Raw genomic sequence first — 18688 nt, 5'->3', positions numbered from 1 at the left:
ACGTGTTGTCGATCCGCGTCGGTCAGTTCGACTTCGCGGTGATCCAGACGGTGAGGGCGACGATCGAGCCGAGGCCGAAGATCCAGAGGAACAGGCCCTCGGAGACGGGGCCGAGCGAGCCGAGGTCGTTACCGCCCGGTGACGGGTTGGCCTCCATGAACTTGAGCGCGGTGATGATGTCGCGCTTGTCCTCGGGGGAGAGGTTCATGTCGTTGAAGACCGGCATGTTCTGTGGGCCGGTGACCATGGCCTCGTAGATGTGCGCTTCGCTGACGCCCACGAGGGAGGGAGCGTACTTGCCCTCGGTCAGGGCGCCACCGGCTGCAGCGACGTTGTGGCACATGGCGCAGTTGATCCGGAAGAGCTGCGCTCCGTTCGAAGAGTCACCGGCGGCGTCGAGGTACTGCTCGTCGGGGATCTCCGGACCGGGGGCGACCGAGGCGACGTACGCGGCCAGCGAGGAGATCTGCTCCTCGGTGAACTGCACGGGCTTCTCGGGAGCCTGCGGGCCCTGGTTCTGCAGCGGCATGCGTCCCGTGCCGACCTGGAAGTCGACGGCGGCCGCGCCGACGCCGAGCAGGCTCGGTCCGGCGGTCGTGCCCTGCATGTCGAGTCCGTGGCAGGTGGCGCAGTTGGCCGAGAACAGCTTCTCGCCCTCGTCGACCGAGGCCTGCGACTTCGCGGCGGCGACGGGCTCGGCGCTGGCCGTGCTGACGCTGACGGCCGCGTACGCTCCGCCGGTGACGAGCAGGCCGATCGCGAGGAGTGCCGCCGAGGCGAACGGGCTGCGTCGACCGCTCTTGCGGTTCGCGCGAGCGCTCTTCTTGGACGACGTGGTGGCCGTCTGCTGGGTGGGGTCAGTCTTCATGGAGTCAGTCATTCCGGGTTAGCGCAGGATGTAGATGACGAAGTAGAGGCCGATCCACACGACGTCGACGAAGTGCCAGTAGTACGAGACGACGATGGCGCTCGTCGCCTCCTTGTGGCCGAATCGCTTGACCGCGTAGGCGCGACCGATCACGAGGAGGAAGGCGATCAGACCGCCGGTCACGTGCAGGCCGTGGAAGCCGGTGGTGAGGTAGAACGCCGAGCCGTACGCGTTCGAGCTGAGGGAGATGCCCTCGCTGACGAGCGTGGCGTACTCGAGCACCTGGCCGGCGACGAAGACGGCGCCCAGGGCGTAGGTGAGGAAGAACCACTCGACCATGCCCCACTTGCGTGGGCTCCAGCCAGTCATGCGGGGCTGCATGCGCTCCGCTGCGAAGACGCCGAACTGGCACGTGAACGACGACGACACGAGGATGATCGTGTTGATCGTCGAGTACGGGACGTTCAAGCGGCCGGCTTCGGCCGCCCACAGCTCGGGAGCCATCGATCGCAGCGTGAAGTAGATCGCGAAGAGGCCAGCGAAGAACATGACCTCGCTGCCCAGCCAGACGATCGTTCCAACGGCGACCGTGTTCGGTCGGTTGATCCGGGGCGCGCTCGGCGCAAGGTTGATTGAGGTGCTCGTCACCCCTCCATTATGGCCGATAGCGCGAGCGGTTTTTCGCATTTCGGGGGCGACGATGGCCTGCGGAGCAGTAAGGCTATCCTTATTTCCTGACCGGGATCTTCGGTTCTGCTGCGGAATTCATGTGATCCTCGCCGGGTGGATCGCCCCGGGCCACGGCGGGTCGCGCTTGTAAGATCGTCGTCATGCCTCTCACGACCTGGCCGACGCTCATCGGCGACCTGCTCGCCGGAACCGATCTCAGCGTCTCGGAGTCCACGTGGGCCATGGAACGCATCATGACGGGGCAGGTCACCGACGCCCAGCTCGCCGGGTTCCTCATCGCGCTCCGGCGGAAGGGGGAGACGGTCGACGAGATCGTCGGATTCCGTGACGCGATCCTCGACCACGCGATGCCGCTCGTCGCGCCGTCCCGTGCGCTCGACATCGTCGGCACCGGAGGCGACCGTTTCGGGACGGTGAACATCTCCACCACGGCCTCGATCGTCGCTGCGGCGACCGGCATCCCCGTCATCAAGCACGGCAACCGCGCCGCGAGTTCGGCCTCCGGCTCGAGCGACGTGTTGTCGGCCCTTGGCGTCGACCTCGCGTTGCCGACGGACCTGGTGGGGGAGGTGCTCGCGTCCACGGGGATCACCTTCGCCTACGCCGCCGCGTTCCACCCGGGCTTCCGGCACGCCGGCGCGGTGCGTGCCGAGCTCGGCGTTCCCACCGTCTTCAACTTCCTCGGCCCGCTCGTGAACCCTGCTCGGCCGGAGGCCTCCGCCGTCGGCGTGGCGCATGCTGACCGGATCCCACTGTTCGTCGGGGTGTTCCAGACACGGGGGGCCACCGCGCTCGTCTTCCGTGGCGACGACGGCCTCGACGAACTCACCACCACGGGACACAGTCACCTGTGGGAGGTCACCCGGGGTGCCGTCACCGAACACGACCTCGATCCGCGCGAGCTGGGTATCCGCCGCGCCGCGATCGACGACCTGATCGGCGGCGACGCGCAGCACAACGCCGACGTCGTCCGCGCGACCCTCGCCGGCGAGGATGGCCCGGTCCGCGACATCGTGCTGTTGAACGCGGCCGCGGGGATCGTGGCGTTCGAACTCTCGGAGGATCCGACGCAGGCCCAACGGCCGATCCTCGACCGGTTCGCCGCCGCGTTGCTGTCCGCGGCGGGCGTGATCGACTCCGGCGCGGCGACGGCCAGACTCGACGCCTGGGTCGAGGCGACCCGCGCGCTCGGTTCGCGCTGATCGACGTCGTCTCCATGCTCGACCGGACCCTACCGGCGGCGCGGCCCAGCGCGTAGGTTGAGACCCGATGCCGGCGCACCCGGCCGGCGGTCCCGAACCGATCTTGCAGGAGGATTCAATGAAGAAGCTCATCAATGATCCGAAGGACGTCGTCGCTGAGGCGGTGGCCGGATTCGGAGCCGCGCACGCCGATCTCGTCTCCGTGTCCCTCGACCCCGTCTTCATCACGCGTGCGGACGCACCCGTCGCCGGGAAGGTCGGGATCGTGAGCGGCGGTGGCAGCGGACATGAGCCCCTCCACGGTGGATTCGTCGGGTTCGGCATGCTCGATGCGGCGGTGCCCGGACCGGTCTTCACCTCGCCGACGCCCGACCCGATCGTCGCCGCGACCAAAGCCGTGGACGGCGGCGCCGGGGTGCTCCACATCGTCAAGAACTACACCGGCGACGTCCTCAACTTCGAGACCGCGGCCGACCTCGCGCTGGCCGAGGGGATCGAGGTCCGATCGGTGGTCATCGACGACGACGTCGCCGTCAAGGACTCCCTCTACACCGCCGGACGGCGGGGCGTCGCCGGGACCGTCCTCGTGGAGAAGATCGCGGGTGCCCGGGCGGAGGCCGGGGGAGGGCTCGACGAGGTCGCCGACGTCGCCCTCAAGGTCAACGCACGGACCCGCACGATGGGTGTCGCCCTCACCCCCTGTGTCGTTCCACATGCCGGGGAGCCCAGCTTCACCCTCGCCGACGACGAGATCGAGATCGGTATCGGCATCCACGGCGAGCCGGGCCGCGAACGCATCCCGTTGGAGCCGGCTGACCGCATCGTCGACCGGTTGCTCGGTGCCATCCTCGAGGACCTGCCGTACGCGCCAGGGGAGCGGGCTCTCGTCCTCGTGAACGGGATGGGCGGAACGCCGCAGCTCGAACTCTTCATCGTGTACCGCCGCGTCGCCGAAGCCCTCGGTGAGCGGGGGATCGAGGTCGCACGATCCCTGGTCGGCAACTACACGACGAGCCTCGAGATGCAAGGGGTGTCGATCACCCTCCTGAAACTCGACGACGAATTGACCGAATTGTGGGACGCGCCGGTGCAGACCGCCGCGCTCCGGTGGGGACGGTAGACGGATGGGACTGGACGGAGCCTGGGCGGTCGCCTGGATGCGGGGGAGTGCTGCGGTGATCGCGGAGCGCCGCGTCGAGCTGATCATGCTCGACCGCGACATCGGGGACGGTGACCACGGTGAGAACCTCGACCGGGGGTTCTCGGCGATCCTCGGGAAACTTGACGGGCAGTCGACCGACGCGACGCCGTCGGACATCTTGAAGCTCGCGGCGACGACGCTCATCTCCACCGTCGGGGGCGCCAGCGGACCCCTGTACGGCACTGCACTGCTGAAGGCGTCGATCGCCGTGGCGGGGAAGGCCGAGTTGGATACGGACGCCGTCGTCGCGCTGCTGACGGCGGCACGCGACGGGATCGTGCTCCGAGGCAAGGCGACGGTCGGCGACAAGACCATGGTCGACGCCTGGACACCGGCCGTCGACGCTGCCGCGGTTGCCGCTGCCGCGGGGGAGACCCCGGGCGGGGTCCTCGCCGCGGCCGCTGCGGCTGCCGAGGCCGGAGCCGTCTCGACCGAACCGCTCGTGGCGCGGAAGGGGCGCGCAAGTTACCTCGGTGAGCGTGCGATCGGCCATCGTGATCCGGGCGCGCAATCGACCGCGTACCTGCTCGGTGCGGCGTCGGCGGCGGCATCGGGGGAGGCTGCATGAGCGGCGGACCCGTCGGACTCGTCTTCGTCTCCCACAGCGCGCTGATCGCTGAGGGACTCGTCGACGTTGCCCGCCAGATGGCCCCCGACGCCGCTCTGGCCGCGGCGGGTGGCACCGATGACGGTGGGATCGGTACCAGCTTCGCGCTGGTCTCCGCCGGGATCGCCGCCGTGGATGCCGGAGCCGGCGTCGTGGTCCTGTGCGATCTCGGCTCGGCGATCCTGACGGCCGAGACCGCGCTCGACTTCCTCGACGACGCTGTGCGCGCGCGAGTCCGCATCGTGGACGCCCCGCTCGTGGAGGGCGGCGTCGCCGCGGCCGTCGCCGCCCAGACCGGTCGGCCGCTCGACGAGGTCGTCGCAGCCGCCCAGTCCGCTGCCGGCCGACCGGACGTCGACGCCCCGACGACGGAGACCGGATCGGCGACGGCCGGGCAGACGGACACGACCCACGCCGCAGCGACGGTCACCCTGCGCAACAAGGACGGTCTGCACGCCAGACCCGCCGCGGAGTTCGTGCGGTCCGCCAGCAGGTTCGCGGCGAACGTCGTCGTCAACGGCAAGGACGCGAAGAGTCTGCTCGGGATCATGTCACTCGGCCTCGTGAAGGGGGCCGAGGTGCACCTCCAGGCCGATGGGGTCGATGCCGACGAAGCCGTCCAGGCGCTCACCTCGCTCATCGAGTCCGGCTTCGGCGAGGCCTGAGGTCGGGTCCACGGGCGGCGGGCGGAGCACCTTGCGTGCGCCGACGCAAGTGGGTGGGCGGTCGGGGAGTGGCGGCGTAGCATCGCCCGCATGGATGAACAGACGAAGACGTCGGACACCGATGACCGCCACTGCACGGTCTGCGGCCACCCGCTTTCCGAGCACACCTTCGATCGGTCCTCAGAGCACGATCACTTCATGACCTGCCCGGCGCAGGATCGACTGCCGGATCCAGCGGAGTCCTCCATCCCGGTCAATGAGTTCGGGATGCCCCTGTGGGAAGAGGACCCGGACCGCAAGGCTCCGCCCGCCTGACGACGCAAGGGGCCGGATCGGTTCACCCCAGGTCGAGGAGTGACCGGACGGCGGCGCTCAGGCGGCCGACGGTTCGCTGCTCGTCGTCGTCGACCGCCTCGCCGTCGATGATCCACCGAGTCCATCGGGCGAGGTGCTCCGGTGGGACATCCGTGCGCGCAGCTCGCGTGCGCACCGCTTCGGTGATGTGCTCGAGCAGGAACCGGTCGACGAGCTCCGCCTCCTCGACGAGGACGGCTCTCACCTCGGGGAGGTGCGTGGCACCGTGGGCCGCTCGGGCGAAGCCGGCCTGCCGGTCGGCGTCGTGCTCGCGATCGAGAGCTGCGAGGTAGTTTGCGAGGGCCGCCTTCCCGCGGCCGGTGCGCGCGGCGCGGTGGAGGTGTTCCTCGGTCCATGCGGCACTCGCTCGGAGCAGGGTGAGCAGGATGTCGATCTTCGTTGGGAAATAGTGGAACAGGGTTCCGGAGGAGACGCGAGCTGCTCGGCAGATGTCGGCCGTCGACGTGCCGTCGAACCCCTGTGCGGCAAAGCACCGGTACGCCGCAGCGAGGATCACGGTCTGCCGTTCAGTGAAGCGCTGCTGGTCCACGACTCGGGGCATGAGCGCCTCCTTGATTGATGGAGCGTGCGCTCTAGAGTGAGTGCTCTAGGAATTCTAGCCTGGTGAAGCGGTGATTCCCGTGTGGGAGCGGGCGTGCCGGGACGGCTCGCTCACCTCCGCCGGCGCCGAGGAAGCTGTGGACAGGGAGGGGTCCTCGATCAGCGAGTTGACATAATGTGCATTATCAGCCCTTTCCGGCCCGCCGCGAGCGGGGTCGGATCGGCTCACCGGGTCACGACTCACCGGTCCGGACGTCGCTGGGACGGCCGGGGTGCGTCAGGTGCCCACGTACCGCGCGAGGTGCTCTCCGGTGAGCGTCGATCGCGCCTCGATGAGCGCTGCGGGCGTCCCGGCGAACACCAGGCGTCCGCCGTCGTGACCTGCGCCTGGTCCGAGGTCGACGATCCAGTCCGCGTGGGCCATCACTGCCTGGTGATGCTCGATGACGATGACCGACTTGCCTGCGTCCACGAGTCGGTCCAGCAGTCCGAGCAGTTGCGCGACGTCGGCGAGGTGCAGGCCCGTCGTGGGTTCGTCCAGGATGTAGACCTCACCGTCGTCGGCCATCTGCGTCGCCAGCTTGAGTCGCTGGCGTTCACCGCCCGACAGGGTGGTCAACGGCTGGCCCAGGCTCAGGTATCCGAGGCCGACATCCGCGAGACGTGCCAGGATCGCGTGCGCAGCCGGCGTCCGGGCCGGACCGTCCGCGAAGAACGCCTCGGCTTCGATGACGGACATCGCGAGCACCTCGCTGATGTCCCGCTCCCCCAAGTGATATTCCAGAACGGAAGCGTCGAACCGGCGGCCTTCGCACACCTCGCAGACGGTCGAGACGCTCGCCATGACGCCGAGATCCGTGAAGACCACACCCGCGCCGTTGCAGTTCGGACAGGCCCCGGCCGAGTTCGAACTGAACAGCGCCGGCTTCACCCCGTTCGCCTTGGCGAACGCCTTGCGGATGGGCTCGAGCAGGCCCGTGTAGGTCGCCGGGTTGCTGCGACGCGAACCACGGATCGGGCTCTGGTCGACCGTCACGACGCCCGGGCGCCCGGCGACCGATCCATGGATGAGCGAGCTCTTCCCCGAGCCGGCGACGCCCGTGACGACGACCAGGACGCCCAGCGGCACGTCGACGTCGACGCCCTGAAGGTTGTGCCGGTCGGCTCCGCGCACCTCGATGACGCCCGTCGGACGGCGCACCTCCGGCTTGAGCGCCGCCCGGTCGTCGAGATGGCGTCCGGTGAGCGTGTCGCTGGCGCGCAGGCCGTCGACCGTCCCCTCGAACATCACCTGTCCCCCGCTGGTTCCGGCTCCGGGGCCGAGGTCGACGACGTGGTCGGCGATCGTGATCGTCTCCGGCTTGTGTTCCACGACGAGGACCGTGTTCCCCTTGTCGCGGAGTCGCAGGAGCAGTTCGTTCATCCGCTGGATGTCGTGAGGATGCAGTCCGACGGTCGGCTCGTCGAACACGTACGTCACGTCGGTGAGCGACGACCCGAGATGGCGGATCATCTTCGTCCGCTGTGCCTCGCCACCCGAGAGGGTACCGGTGGCGCGGTCGAGGGACAGGTACCCCAGCCCGATGGCGACGAAGGAGTCCAGGGTCTCCTGGAGGACCGTCAGCAGCGGACGCACCGACGGCTCGTCGAGCGCCCGGATCCACGCCGCGAGGTCGCTGATCTGCATCGCGCACAGTTCCGCGATGTTCCGTCCGGCGATGCGTGAACTCCGAGCACCGTCGCTCAGCCGGGTCCCCTGGCACGCGGGACACGTGGTGAAGGTGACGGCGCGGTCCACGAAGGCGCGGATGTGCGGCTGCATCGCCTCACGGTCCTTCGAGAGGAACGACTTCTGCACCTTCGGGATCAGGCCCTCGTAGGTCATGTTGATGTCGCCGACCTTGACCTTCACCGGCTCCTTGAGGAGGAAGTCGTAGAGCTCGCGCTCCGTGTAGTCCTGGATGGGCTTGTCCGCGTCGAGGAAGCCGGATCCGGTGAAGATCCGGACACCCCACCCGTCCGGGGTGTATCCCGGGATGGTGAGCGCGCCCTCGTTGAGCGACTTCGTGGCGTCGTAGAGCTGGGAGCGGTCGATGTCGTTCACCGTTCCCATCCCCTCGCAGCGCGGGCACATGCCGCCGGTGATCGAGAAGCTGCGTCGCTCCTTCGTGCTCTGTCCCCCGCGCTCGATCGTCACCGCTCCGGCTCCGCTGATCGAGGCGACGTTGAAGGAGAACGCCTGCGGGGACCCCACGGCCGGGTCCCCGAGACGACTGAAGAGGATGCGCAACATGGTGTTCGCGTCGGTCGCCGTGCCCACCGTCGACCGCGAGTTCGACCCCATCCGCTCCTGATCCACGATGATCGCGGTGGTGAGGCCTTCGAGCACGTCGACGTCCGGGCGTGCCTGCGAGGGCATGAAGCCCTGCACGAAGGCGCTGTAGGTCTCGTTGATCATGCGCTGGGACTCCGCCGCGATCGTCCCGAAGACGAGCGAGCTCTTCCCCGAGCCGGACACACCGGTGAAGACCGTCAAGCGGCGCTTCGGGAGCTCGACATCGACGTTCCGCAGGTTGTGCTCCCGGGCGCCTCTGACCCGGATCACGTCGTGGGTGTCAGCGACCCGGGTGTCCTGCGATGCGGCGTCCATGGCGATCAGCGTAGCCGCCGTCGCCGGTCGACGTCCGGCGGGCTCCGGCTACCGTCGCAGGTGACTTCCGAGGTCATGCTGGGAAACACCTGTGCGGATGCGTCACACTGGTGGTAGGCGGTCCGATCGCTCGGAGGCGCCGCCGCACCGTCCACCTGTCAGGAGCCGACCATGACCGAACCGTCCGTCACCACGTACACCTTGAACTCGGCGAGACTGACCGCCGGGCAGATCTCCGGCGTCCGTTGGGCGTTCGCGGTGGGTGGTGTCCTCACCATCCTCCTCGGGGTCTTCCTGCTGGTCGCCCCGAAGGCGTCGCTCGTCGCCGTCGCGTGGATCTTCGCGAGCTACTTCCTCATCGCGGGGATCGCCCGCATCACCCGCGGCGTCCTCGCCCGTGACCACCGTGGCGGCTGGCGGATCCTCACCATCGTGTTCGGTGTGCTGCTGCTCGCCGCAGGCGTCTACATCATCCTCGACCCACTGCTCGGCATCGGTGCGCTCGTCTTCGTGATCGGCCTCTCCTGGATCGTCGAAGGCGTCGCCTCCCTGTTCGACTCGGCACCGGACGTGTCGCGGTGGGTCACCGTCCTCTATGGCGTGATCAGTGTCGTCGCCGGGGTGTTCGTGCTCGCGAACCCGCTCCTCGCAGCCGTCACGCTCCTCCTCGTCACCGCGTTCTTCCTCATCGCGGCCGGCGTCGTCGAGATCGTCCAGGCGGTCACCTTCGGCAAGCAGGTGAAGCGGGCCGGTCTCGCCGGGTGAATCCGGCCGGAGGACGACGGATGCCCGGGCCCATGTGGGCCCGGGCATCCGTCGTCCGATCGTCGTCGACTACTCGGCGATGAAGTCGCTCGTGTCGCCGACGTACCGGGTGTGGTTCTCGGGGATCGGCTCCACCGCGGCTGCGGCGACCTCCGCGGCGAACTCGCCGACGTTGTAGAGGCGTCCGGCCGACTCCTTGCGCGAGCTGATCGCGCCGGGGTTCGCGCGTTCCAGCAGGGTCGCGGTGATGGTGCCCTCGATCATGTCGCCCGACACGACGACGAAGTCGACCCCGGCGGCGTCGAAGTCGTCCTGCTTGGCGCGGAGGGCGTCCTCGCCGGCCCGCTTGGAGGTCGCGACGGGCACGTACTCGGGCATCGTCGGGGTGGTCCGGATGAAGTGCGCCTGGTGGCTCGTGACGAAGACGACCCGCGAGCCCCGCCGCAGCATCGGCATGGCGTGCTCGACGACACTCACCTGCGCGTCGCGGTTGAGCTGCATGGCGTAGTCCTCGGCCATGCCGCTCTCCATGCCGCCTGAGGCGTTCAAGACCAGGACGTCGAGGTCACCCAGCTCGGCCTTCGTCGTCGCGAACATCGCGGCGACCGAGGCGGGGTCCGTGAGGTCGGCTCCGACGACGACGGCCTGCACACCGAGTGCCCGCACCTCGTCGGCGAGCTTGACGGCGCGCGCCTCCTTGTTGCGGTAGTTGATGACCACGTTCGCGCCGGCGCCGGCGAAGTACCGGATAGTGTCTGCGCCGATGCCGCGCGAAGAGCCCGTCACGAGGACGTTCTTCCCGGCGAGGGATCCGGCGGCCAGAGGGTTCGTCACGGGAGGGCTCCTTCAGATCTGGGGCCGCTCGTCGGCGGCTGGTTCCAGCCAACGACCCTACCAACAACCGGACGGACGGATCCGGTCGCGCCCGCGGTCCACCTGATAGCGTTGACGATGACCGGCGCACCGTCTCGCGCTCCCCCGGGTCACGAGGCGGCAGTCGCACGAGCCGATCCGGGAGGAATCCGCATCATGGACGTCATCACCGAGTACGCCTGGATCGCCTGGCTGGTGGTGATCCTCGTGTTCGTCATCATCGAGATCCTCTCGCTGGAGTTCACCTTCCTGATGCTCGCGCTCGGCGGGGTCGTCGGGTTGCTCTCCGGCCTGGTCGGAGCCCCCTGGTGGTTGCAGCTGCTCATCGCAGCGGCCGCCGCCGTCCTCCTGCTCCTCGCCGTCAGGCCGCCGCTGCTCCGCGCGTTGCAACGCGGTGCGGACCCGGCCAGGAGCAACATCGACGCGCTGCTCGGCATGCCAGGGCTCGTCATGTCCACGGTCACCCCGCACGGCGGCCAGGTCAAGCTCGGCAACGGCGAGGTCTGGACCGCCCGCACCCCCCTTGACTCCCCCGCGTCCTCGCTGGAGCCCGGCACCCGCATCATCCTGTCCGTCGTCGACGGTGCCACCGCCGTCGTCGTCCCCGTCCCAACCCACCCGGCCCCGCTGGGCGAGCAGAAGGAGCAGTCGTGAACGACATCTCATCAGGAGCGATCATCGGCTGGGTGATCGCCGCCATCGTCGTCATCTTCGTGCTGGTGGTGCTGTTCCGCTCCATCCGCATCATCCCGCAGGCGAGTGCGGGCGTGGTCGAACGGCTCGGGAAGTACCACAAGACCCTGCTGCCGGGGCTCAACCTCCTCATCCCCTTCATCGATCGCCTGCGGCCGCTCATCGACCTCCGCGAGACCGTCGTGTCGTTCCCGCCCCAGCCGGTGATCACCGAGGACAACCTCGTCGTCTCGATCGACACGGTCGTCTACTTCCAGGTCACCGACGCGCGTGCGGCCACCTATGAGATCGCGAACTACCTGGGTGCCGTCGAGCAGCTCACGACGACGACCCTCAGGAACGTCGTCGGCGGGTTGAACCTCGAGGAGGCGCTCACCAGCAGAGACGAGATCAACAGCAAACTCCGGATCGTCCTCGACGAGGCGACCGGCAAGTGGGGCATCCGCGTCGGCCGCGTCGAGCTCAAGGCGATCGACCCGCCGCTCTCGATCCAGGACTCGATGGAGAAGCAGATGCGCGCCGAGCGGGATCGCCGCGCGCTCATCCTCACCGCGGAGGGTACCAAGCAGTCCGCGATCTTGACCGCGGAGGGTGCCCGACAGGCGGAGATCCTCCGCGCCGAGGGTGACGCTCAGGCCGCCGTCCTGCGGGCGCAGGGTGAGGCCTCGGCCATCCAGACGGTCTTCAAGGCCATCCACGACGGCGACCCGGACGAGAAGCTCCTCGGGTACCAGTACCTGCAGATGCTCCCGAAGCTCGCCGAAGGTCAGGCCAACAAGCTCTGGGTGATCCCGAGTGAGCTGACGGAAGCACTGAAGGGCATCGGCTCCGCGTTCGGACCCGGCAACACGCGCGACCCCGCGGCCGCCGCTCGGTCTGCTGCAGCCGCCGCCGCGGCGCCGCCCTTCACCCCGTCGACGTCGTCGGCCCAAGCTCCGACCACGCCGTCGGCGTCCACGCAGGTACCCGGTCACCCGGAGTCCTGAGCACACGGTGGCGGCATCGAGCCTCACCTTCTTCCAGCCGGCCGGTCCTCGCGTGTTCGCGCATCGAGGGCTGGCCGGTCCCGGTGTTCCGGAGAACACCCTCTCGTCCTTCCGTCGGGCCCTCGCCGCGGGCGCCGACTATCTCGAGACCGACACGCACCGTACGCGCGACGGGCATGCGGTCCTCTTCCACGACGGGTCCTTGCGCCGGATCACCGGCGATCCGAGACCGATCGCCGAGTTGGACCTGGCGGAGCTCCAGCAGATCGACCTCGGCGGTGACCACGTCCCGACGCTCCACGAGGCGCTCATGGCCTTCCCCGAGGCGCGCTTCAACCTGGACGTCAAAGACGCTGCCGCTGCGCTGCCGTCCGCCGAAGCCATCCTCCGGGCCGACGCGCGCGACCGGGTCCTCGTCACCTCGTTCGACGAGGGTCGGCGCTCGGCGGTGCTGGACGCGCTCGGCGGCGACGCCGGATCGGCGGACATCCCCACCTCGGCGTCGGCGGCGATCCTGCTCCGGGTGCTGCCGACCGTCGCCCTCCACCTCGGCGACACGGCGCTCCGGTGGGCGCTGGGCGGTGTGCACGCCCTGCAGATCCCCGAGCGGTATCGCGGCGTCCCCGTCGTGATCGGACGGCTCCTGCGGCGGGTACACGCCCTCGGCGTCGAGGTGCACGTCTGGACCGTCAACGACCCGGCCGACATGCGGCGTCTCCTCGATCTCGGTGTCGACGGTCTCGTCACCGACCGGTGTGACCTCGCCCTCGAGGTGCTGGGCTCGCGCTGAACGACGCCTGACCGGAGTGGTCGCACTCCATCGGCTGCGAGCTGGGCGTGACCTGGGAGCCGGGTGGGTGAACGGAACACTTTACCCAGCTTGTGGGTTTATAACTGTGCATGCCGAGCGAGAGGAGACCACACAATGGCAGATCGCAGTTTGCGCGGAATGCGCTTGGGCGCCCAGAGTCTACAAACGGAAGAGGGCGTCATATTCTCGGCGCGGAGCAACCACACCTACCGGTGTCAGAGTTGTGAGCGCGAGACCACGATGACGTTCGCCGCCGACGCGGAAGTCCCCGAGTTGTGGGAGTGCCGGCACTGCGGTGCCGAGGCGGTCCTGCTCGTCGACTCACAGCCGGTGGTCGTCGACCGCGGCGATGTGAAGATCCCGAGGAGCCATTGGGACATGCTGCTCGAACGTCGCTCGCGCGATGAGCTCGAGGAACTGCTCGAAGAGCGACTCTCCTACCTGCGTGCGCGTCGCGGCCAGCAGAAGAGCGCGTAGCCCCGAGCCCCCAGGCCTCCCCTCGATCGGCTGATCCGACTTCGGATCAGCCGATCGTCATGTCTGGGCATGGACCGGCTGGATCCCTCACTGCGCTCGTCGTCGGACCCGTGCCGCGAAACCGGCGAGCAGGAGGGACGCGAGACCCATGCCCCCGATGAACCCCTCGAGCTGGTGCCCGAACGCCATCGACGGCGTCACCGTGTCGGCGAGCGGCACATCCGACACCATCGAACCGGGCCGGAACGCCGGGATACTGTCGATCGTCGCCCCGTCCGGACCGATGATCTGACTCGTGCCGACGGTGGAGATGTTCACGACCGAGCGCGCGGACTCGATCGCACGCAGCCGGGCGATGGCCAGCTGCTGCTGATTCTCGTCCGTCTGGCCGAAGTCCGCGTTGTTCGTCTGCGCGAAGACGACGCGCGCCCCGCCCGCCACGGCGTCGCGGGTCAGCTGGTCGTCGGCGATGTCGAAGCAGATGCTGATGCCGGCGAGCACACCGTCGATGTCGAAGACGTTGTCCTTCGTGCCCGGCGTGTACTCGCGCTGGATGAGACCGATGAGGTCGGGCGCGAACGGCTCCCAGAAGTCGCGGTCGGGGACGTACTCCCCGAAGGGCACCGGGTGCTTCTTGTCGTAGACGTCGCGGACACCGTCGCCAGCATCCCAGAGCAGCGACGAGTTGAAGTAGCGGTCGCCCCGTTCGGAGATCGCGCCGACGACGAACGGTGCATCCATCCGTCGGCTCAGAGCGTCGAGTGCGGCTGCGGACTGCGGGACCCGCTGCGGATCGAGGTCGGCGCTGCCCTCCGGCCAGACCACCACATCGACGTCCGCATCGATGACGCGCAGGGTCTCGTCGATCTGGGTCTGCATGACCGTCCCAGGGGCCGCCGCATCGAAGTACCCCGCGGGGCCGTTCCCCTGGATCGCGGCCACCCGGATGCTCCCGGTCGTCGTGGTGGGCCAGGCCGGCACGAGCAGGACCGCGAGGACGGCGAGGACGGCGGTCCCGACCCGGGTGACGGCGGGGAGATCGGCCGTGGCGGCCAACTGGAGCGCCAACGCGACGAGGAGCACCATGAGGAACGACAGGCCAGAGAACCCCACCCATGCGACCAGCGGTGCGAACGGGCTCTCCGACTGGCTGAGCGACATCCTCGCCCACGGGAACCCGCCGTACGGCCAGGTGCTCACGAGCGTCTCCCTGGCCGTCCAGAGCGCGGCGACGACGGCCGCCGTCAGCCAGACCCGCCCGGCGACACCGGGGAACGCCCGAGGGAGCCAGCGGTAGGCAAGCGTCACGAGGACTGCTCCCAACCCGAAGAACATCGCCTCCAGGGTCGACAACGCCGCCCACGGGACGGGGCCGAGGTACGCCGTCGCCCACTCGATGTGCACCAGGTAGAACGACTCCCCTGCCAGGAACCCGACGAGCAGGGCACCCCAGACGCTCCGACCCATGAGGGTCAGGAGGACGAGCGCGATGCCCACGAAGGTCAGCGGCCAGACACCCCGATCGGGGAACCCGCCGTCCAGGATCGGGCCCGCGGCGATGGCGACCACGACGGCGAGCCACAAGGGAAGCGCCGGGCGTCCGTCTCCTGGTGCTTCGATCGGGATGGGCCGCGCGCTCCGATGCATTCCAGCGATCACAGCGAGCTGTACGCGACGATGCCGCGGCGGATCGAATCGAGCGCCTGACGCGAGGTCCGACCGACCGGCCCGTCGACGATGCGCAGCTGGTCGAGCAGGTCTATGGTCTGCTTGCACCACCGCACGAAGTCACCCGCGGCGAGTTCCGCCTCGATCAACACCGTGTCGAGGTTGGCACCCTTCGCCCACTGGTGCATCGCGAGGGAGAGTCCCGTGGAGATCGGGTTGCTGCCGGGCAGCCGGTGCTCGCGTTCGCTGTCGTCGAGCCGACTCCAGATGTCCTGCGTCCGCTCGAGCGCCGAGCGGAACGGTCCACGAGGCAGGAAGCGCTCGGGTGTGTTCTGCTCCTCGCGTCGCGGCTCATAGACGATCGCCGCAGCCATCGCCGCGAGCGATGCCGCGTCGAGCTCGTTCCAGGCGCCCGTGCGCAAGCACTCCGCGACGAGGAGGTCCCGCTCGCCGTAGATCCGCTTCAGGGTCCGTCCGGGGGCGGCGACGACGACGACCCCGTGCTCGTCCCGGGTGAGGTACTCGTACTCGAGGAGCACGTCGACGACGCGGTCGAACACCCGGGTGACGGCGCCTGTGCGCGTCTGTATCTGCTGCCGCAGTTGATCGGTCTGCTTCTTGAGTTTGAACCACCGCTCCGCCCAGCGCGCGTGATCCTCGCGATGCGGGCACACGTGGCAGGCGTGCGCGCGCATCCGCTTGCGGAGTTCGGCGAGCTTGCGCTGCCGTCGATCCTTGGACGCCCGAGAACCGTTCGGCTCACCCTTGCGCTCGAGGTCGGTGAGTTCGCGTCTGATGCCGGCGTACTCGATGAAGTCACCGAGGTGACAGGACATCGACCGCTCGTATCCCGCGAGGGAGGATTCCTGCTCGCGCACCTTCCGGGCGATCCCCACGACGGCGCGGTCGGCTTGGAACTGCGCGAACGAGGACTCCAGGATCTGACGTGTCCGCTGACGTCCGAACTGGTCGATGAGGTTCACGGCCATGTTGTAGGTGGGGCGGAAGCTGGAGTTGAGGGGGTAGGTGCGTCGAGAGGCCAGGGACGCGACCGACTGCGGGTGCAGCCCCTCGGTCCACTGGATCACCGCGTGGCCTTCGACGTCGATGCCCCGACGACCGGCCCGTCCGGTGATCTGGGTGTACTCCCCCGGCGTGATCGGCACTCTGGCCTCGCCGTTGAACTTCTCGAGTTTCTCCAGGACGACGGTCCTCGCGGGCATGTTGATGCCGAGTGCGAGGGTCTCGGTCGCGAAGACGACCTTCACGAGTTTCCGGCGGAACAGTTCCTCGACGACCTCCTTGAACGCCGGCAGGAGGCCGGCGTGGTGGGCGGCGACGCCGCGCTCGAGGCCGTCGAGCCACTCCCAGTACCCCAGCACCGCGAGGTCCTCGTCGAGCAGGGTCCGGCAGCGTTCGTCGACGATCTGACGGATCTCGTCGCGTTCGTGCGCCTCCGTCAGGCGGATGCCCGAACGGAGGACCTGCTTGACCGCCTGGTCGCAGCCGACGCGGCTGAAGACGAAGAAGATGGCGGGAAGCAGATGGTGGTCGTCGAGCATCTGGACGAAGTGCCCACGGTCGAGCTTCTCGGTGCGGTGCGGAGCGCGCCGCTGGTTGTAGCGGCTGACGTCCTTGTACTGGCGGCTGTTGGGTGCGCGTCCGCCGAACTGTGCCATGCGCACGAGCTCCGGGTTCACCTGGTGGGTGTCGGCGAGGCTCGGCGCGGCGAACAGGTCGACGAGCTTGTTCCGCATCAGCACGTGCTGGGTCAGCGGCACCGGGCGCTCTTCGGACACGATCACGGCGGTGTCGCCGCGGACGGCCTGGAGCCAGTCGCCGAACTCCTCGGCGTTCGACACCGTCGCGCTCAGCGACACCATGCGGACCGACTGCGGGAGGTGGATGATGACCTCTTCCCAGACCGCACCTCGGAAGCGGTCCGCGAGGTAGTGGACCTCGTCCATGACGACGAAGGCGAGGTCGGTCAGGGCGTCCGAGTCCGCGTACAGCATGTTGCGCAGGACCTCGGTGGTCATCACGACGATCCGGGCGTTCCCGTTGACGTTCGTGTCGCCCGTGAGCAGTCCGACGTGTTCCGAGCCGTACTCGGCGGTGAGCTCCTGGAACTTCTGATTGCTGAGCGCCTTCATCGGCGTCGTGTAGAAGACCTTGCCTCGTGCTCCGTGCATGGCGAGGGCGATGGCGAACTCGGCGACGATGGTCTTGCCAGCCCCCGTCGGCGCGGCGACGAGCACGCTGCTCCCCTGCTCGATCCGTTCGCAGGCCTCGAGTTGGAACGGGTCGAGGTCGAACCGCTGCCGTGCCCGGAACTCCTGGAGCCGCGGGGTCGCGTTCCGGACCGCCGCCGCCCGATACCGCTCGGCGGGGGAAGCGGCGTCAGTCATACGAGGCCCTTGCTGTCGAGTTCGGTGTCGATGCGCAGCTGCCGTTTCGCAGCGCGGCGGTCGTGCAGCCACGCGACACCGTAGGCGGCGAAGTACAACACGACCATGGGGATCGCCAGCACGAACATCGACACGATGTCGGCCGCGGGCGTGGCGATCGCGGTGAAGAGCACGATGACGAGGATCGCCACGCGCCATGCCTTGATGATGGCGGCCGCTGAGAGGACGCCGACGAAGTTCAGGAGCACGAGGAACACGGGGAGGACGAACGCGACCCCGACGGCGAGCACGAGCTTCAGGACGAAGTCGTAGTACGTCGTGGCGTCGAGGAAGTTGGCGGCCGCCGCGGGCGTGAAGCCGAGCATGAGTTCGACGATGTGCGGCAGCACGAACCAGCCGGCGTAGCAGCCGGCGAGGAAGAGGGGCACGGCCGTGGCGAAGAAGCCGACGGCGTACTTGAGCTCTTTCCGCGTGAGGCCGGGGACCAGGAACGCCCAGATCTGGTACAGCCACACGGGGCTCGAGAGGACGACGCCCGTGGTGAGGGCGATCTTCATCCGCAGGTCGAAGGCACTCGTGACGTTCGTGAAGTTCAGGAAAGCCTGACCGCGGTCGTCGGCGATGACGAGGATCGGTGCGCTCATCGCGTCGATGATCCACTCCGAGGCGATGAAGCCTGCCACCATGCCGACGATGATGCCGATGGCGGAGTAGAAGAGACGCTTCCGCAGCTCGACGAGATGCTCGCCCAGGGACATGCGCCCCTCGCGATTCTGCTTCTTCGGGCGCCGCTCCGTCATCGCCATGGCTGTGTCGTCCGTCGTTCGACAGCGGTTTCGAGGCGCACTCGTCGGGTGCCAGGTGCTGGCGTCATCGGGCTCGCGTGATCCTCGGCGTTACGGCTTGACGGGCGGGTCGGTCGGCTTCTGCGGGGCCGTGGCGGCCGGAGTCGGCTCGACGGGCGCAGTGCCCGCCGGCGGGACCGGCGTCGTGGCGTCGCCCGCAGCGGGCTCGTCGTCGCGCATGCTCTTGACCTCGCTCTTGAAGATGCGCATGGACTGACCGACACTTCGGGCGAGCCCGGGGAGCTTCGGTGCGCCGAACAGGAGCAGGACGATGAGGAGGATGATGACGAGGTGCCATCCGGTGAATGCGTTGCCGAACATAGTCTTCGTTCCTGATCTTCGAGGTCGAGGTTCCCCCACTCTA

The 18688-nt window shown here is 68.6% G+C and carries 19 protein-coding genes; 10 read left to right on the top strand and 9 right to left on the bottom strand.

From position 1 onward, the window contains the following. Window positions 1–22 precede the first annotated feature (22 nt). Both ITJ57_RS11460 and ITJ57_RS11455 read right to left on the bottom strand, forming a co-directional pair. Window positions 23–868, bottom strand: a complete 846-nt coding sequence (locus ITJ57_RS11460; RefSeq protein ID WP_194670099.1) for a cytochrome c — start codon at window positions 866–868, stop codon at window positions 23–25. Window positions 869–886: 18 nt separating this feature from the next. Then, entirely contained in the window at window positions 887–1555 is a 669-nt protein-coding gene (locus ITJ57_RS11455; protein ID WP_194670098.1) for a heme-copper oxidase subunit III, read from the bottom strand. A gap of 143 nt (window positions 1556–1698) precedes the next feature. Here ITJ57_RS11455 and trpD point away from each other — a divergent pair, with 143 nt between their 5' ends. From trpD to ITJ57_RS11430, 5 genes are all read left to right on the top strand, one after another. Next, window positions 1699–2760, top strand: coding sequence for an anthranilate phosphoribosyltransferase (gene trpD, locus ITJ57_RS11450; protein ID WP_194670097.1), 1062 nt, complete (start codon window positions 1699–1701; stop codon window positions 2758–2760). 118 nt (window positions 2761–2878) lie between these two features. After that, window positions 2879–3880 (top strand): dihydroxyacetone kinase subunit DhaK, encoded by a 1002-nt coding sequence (dhaK, locus tag ITJ57_RS11445; RefSeq protein WP_194670096.1) that lies wholly within the window; start codon window positions 2879–2881, stop codon window positions 3878–3880. A gap of 4 nt (window positions 3881–3884) precedes the next feature. Further along, window positions 3885–4529: a dihydroxyacetone kinase subunit DhaL gene (dhaL, locus tag ITJ57_RS11440; RefSeq protein WP_194670095.1), complete on the top strand. Its 645-nt coding sequence runs from the start codon at window positions 3885–3887 to the stop codon at window positions 4527–4529. Then, the gene (gene dhaM, locus ITJ57_RS11435; protein ID WP_194670094.1) at window positions 4526–5233 is read left to right on the top strand and encodes a dihydroxyacetone kinase phosphoryl donor subunit DhaM; all 708 of its coding nucleotides are present in this window, start codon (window positions 4526–4528) and stop codon (window positions 5231–5233) included. Before dhaL ends, dhaM begins: the two co-directional genes overlap by 4 nt. A gap of 90 nt (window positions 5234–5323) precedes the next feature. Continuing rightward, a complete protein-coding gene (locus tag ITJ57_RS11430; RefSeq protein WP_194670093.1) occupies window positions 5324–5548 on the top strand; it encodes a hypothetical protein in 225 nt (74 codons plus the stop codon). Window positions 5549–5570: 22 nt separating this feature from the next. Here the strand turns inward: ITJ57_RS11430 and ITJ57_RS11425 are convergent, their stop codons facing one another. Together ITJ57_RS11425 and ITJ57_RS11420 are read right to left on the bottom strand one after the other, a co-directional pair. Beyond that, window positions 5571–6149 (bottom strand): TetR/AcrR family transcriptional regulator, encoded by a 579-nt coding sequence (locus ITJ57_RS11425; protein ID WP_194670092.1) that lies wholly within the window; start codon window positions 6147–6149, stop codon window positions 5571–5573. Between the two features lie 276 nt (window positions 6150–6425). Continuing rightward, a complete protein-coding gene (locus tag ITJ57_RS11420) occupies window positions 6426–8798 on the bottom strand; it encodes an excinuclease ABC subunit UvrA (RefSeq protein WP_194670091.1) in 2373 nt (790 codons plus the stop codon). Window positions 8799–8969: 171 nt separating this feature from the next. Between ITJ57_RS11420 and ITJ57_RS11415 the strand changes: the two genes are divergently transcribed. Continuing rightward, entirely contained in the window at window positions 8970–9563 is a 594-nt protein-coding gene (locus ITJ57_RS11415; RefSeq protein ID WP_194670090.1) for an HdeD family acid-resistance protein, read from the top strand. A 69-nt stretch (window positions 9564–9632) separates the two neighbouring features. Here the strand turns inward: ITJ57_RS11415 and ITJ57_RS11410 are convergent, their stop codons facing one another. Further along, a complete protein-coding gene (locus ITJ57_RS11410; RefSeq protein ID WP_194670089.1) occupies window positions 9633–10397 on the bottom strand; it encodes an SDR family oxidoreductase in 765 nt (254 codons plus the stop codon). 195 nt (window positions 10398–10592) lie between these two features. Here ITJ57_RS11410 and ITJ57_RS11405 point away from each other — a divergent pair, with 195 nt between their 5' ends. From ITJ57_RS11405 to ITJ57_RS11390, 4 genes are all read left to right on the top strand, one after another. Beyond that, window positions 10593–11090 (top strand): NfeD family protein, encoded by a 498-nt coding sequence (locus tag ITJ57_RS11405; protein ID WP_194670088.1) that lies wholly within the window; start codon window positions 10593–10595, stop codon window positions 11088–11090. Continuing rightward, complete coding sequence (locus tag ITJ57_RS11400) at window positions 11087–12115, top strand: SPFH domain-containing protein (RefSeq protein WP_370582337.1); 1029 nt, start codon at window positions 11087–11089, stop codon at window positions 12113–12115. Before ITJ57_RS11405 ends, ITJ57_RS11400 begins: the two co-directional genes overlap by 4 nt. Window positions 12116–12122: 7 nt before the next feature. Further along, window positions 12123–12905: a glycerophosphodiester phosphodiesterase family protein gene (locus ITJ57_RS11395; protein WP_194670087.1), complete on the top strand. Its 783-nt coding sequence runs from the start codon at window positions 12123–12125 to the stop codon at window positions 12903–12905. 135 nt (window positions 12906–13040) lie between these two features. Then, complete coding sequence (locus tag ITJ57_RS11390) at window positions 13041–13403, top strand: RNA polymerase-binding protein RbpA (protein ID WP_056005533.1); 363 nt, start codon at window positions 13041–13043, stop codon at window positions 13401–13403. A gap of 87 nt (window positions 13404–13490) precedes the next feature. On the opposite strand, the gene lnt is transcribed toward ITJ57_RS11390, so the two are convergent. From lnt to tatA, 4 genes are all read right to left on the bottom strand, one after another. Next, window positions 13491–15050, bottom strand: coding sequence for an apolipoprotein N-acyltransferase (gene lnt / locus ITJ57_RS11385; RefSeq protein ID WP_194670086.1), 1560 nt, complete (start codon window positions 15048–15050; stop codon window positions 13491–13493). An 8-nt stretch (window positions 15051–15058) separates the two neighbouring features. Then, window positions 15059–17479: an RNA helicase gene (locus ITJ57_RS11380; RefSeq protein WP_194670085.1), complete on the bottom strand. Its 2421-nt coding sequence runs from the start codon at window positions 17477–17479 to the stop codon at window positions 15059–15061. Beyond that, a complete protein-coding gene (tatC, locus tag ITJ57_RS11375; protein ID WP_194670395.1) occupies window positions 17476–18237 on the bottom strand; it encodes a twin-arginine translocase subunit TatC in 762 nt (253 codons plus the stop codon). Before tatC ends, ITJ57_RS11380 begins: the two co-directional genes overlap by 4 nt. A 138-nt stretch (window positions 18238–18375) precedes the next feature. Further along, window positions 18376–18645, bottom strand: coding sequence for a Sec-independent protein translocase subunit TatA (tatA, locus tag ITJ57_RS11370; RefSeq protein WP_194670084.1), 270 nt, complete (start codon window positions 18643–18645; stop codon window positions 18376–18378). Between the last annotated feature and the right edge of the window lie 43 nt (window positions 18646–18688).

Source organism: Plantibacter sp. VKM Ac-2880 (assembly GCF_015351235.1).
Classification (GTDB): Bacteria; Actinomycetota; Actinomycetes; order Actinomycetales; family Microbacteriaceae; genus Plantibacter.
This window is presented reverse-complemented; position numbering and strand designations above follow the sequence as displayed.

Excerpts from the sequence above, each read along its gene's own strand:
- ITJ57_RS11460 (WP_194670099.1), bottom strand. The coding sequence starts at position 868 with ATGAAGACTGACCCCACCCAGCAGACGGCCACCACGTCGTCCAAGAAG.
- ITJ57_RS11455 (WP_194670098.1), bottom strand. The coding sequence starts at position 1,555 with ATGCGAAAAACCGCTCGCGCTATCGGCCATAATGGAGGGGTGACGAGC.
- trpD (WP_194670097.1), top strand. The coding sequence starts at position 1,699 with ATGCCTCTCACGACCTGGCCGACGCTCATCGGCGACCTGCTCGCCGGA.
- dhaK (WP_194670096.1), top strand. The coding sequence starts at position 2,879 with ATGAAGAAGCTCATCAATGATCCGAAGGACGTCGTCGCTGAGGCGGTG.
- dhaL (WP_194670095.1), top strand. The coding sequence starts at position 3,885 with ATGGGACTGGACGGAGCCTGGGCGGTCGCCTGGATGCGGGGGAGTGCT.
- dhaM (WP_194670094.1), top strand. The coding sequence starts at position 4,526 with ATGAGCGGCGGACCCGTCGGACTCGTCTTCGTCTCCCACAGCGCGCTG.
- ITJ57_RS11430 (WP_194670093.1), top strand. The coding sequence starts at position 5,324 with ATGGATGAACAGACGAAGACGTCGGACACCGATGACCGCCACTGCACG.
- ITJ57_RS11425 (WP_194670092.1), bottom strand. The coding sequence starts at position 6,149 with ATGCCCCGAGTCGTGGACCAGCAGCGCTTCACTGAACGGCAGACCGTG.
- ITJ57_RS11420 (WP_194670091.1), bottom strand. The coding sequence starts at position 8,798 with ATGGACGCCGCATCGCAGGACACCCGGGTCGCTGACACCCACGACGTG.
- ITJ57_RS11415 (WP_194670090.1), top strand. The coding sequence starts at position 8,970 with ATGACCGAACCGTCCGTCACCACGTACACCTTGAACTCGGCGAGACTG.
- ITJ57_RS11405 (WP_194670088.1), top strand. The coding sequence starts at position 10,593 with ATGGACGTCATCACCGAGTACGCCTGGATCGCCTGGCTGGTGGTGATC.
- ITJ57_RS11390 (WP_056005533.1), top strand. The coding sequence starts at position 13,041 with ATGGCAGATCGCAGTTTGCGCGGAATGCGCTTGGGCGCCCAGAGTCTA.
- lnt (WP_194670086.1), bottom strand. The coding sequence starts at position 15,050 with ATGCATCGGAGCGCGCGGCCCATCCCGATCGAAGCACCAGGAGACGGA.
- ITJ57_RS11380 (WP_194670085.1), bottom strand. The coding sequence starts at position 17,479 with ATGACTGACGCCGCTTCCCCCGCCGAGCGGTATCGGGCGGCGGCGGTC.
- tatC (WP_194670395.1), bottom strand. The coding sequence starts at position 18,237 with ATGTCCCTGGGCGAGCATCTCGTCGAGCTGCGGAAGCGTCTCTTCTAC.
- tatA (WP_194670084.1), bottom strand. The coding sequence starts at position 18,645 with ATGTTCGGCAACGCATTCACCGGATGGCACCTCGTCATCATCCTCCTC.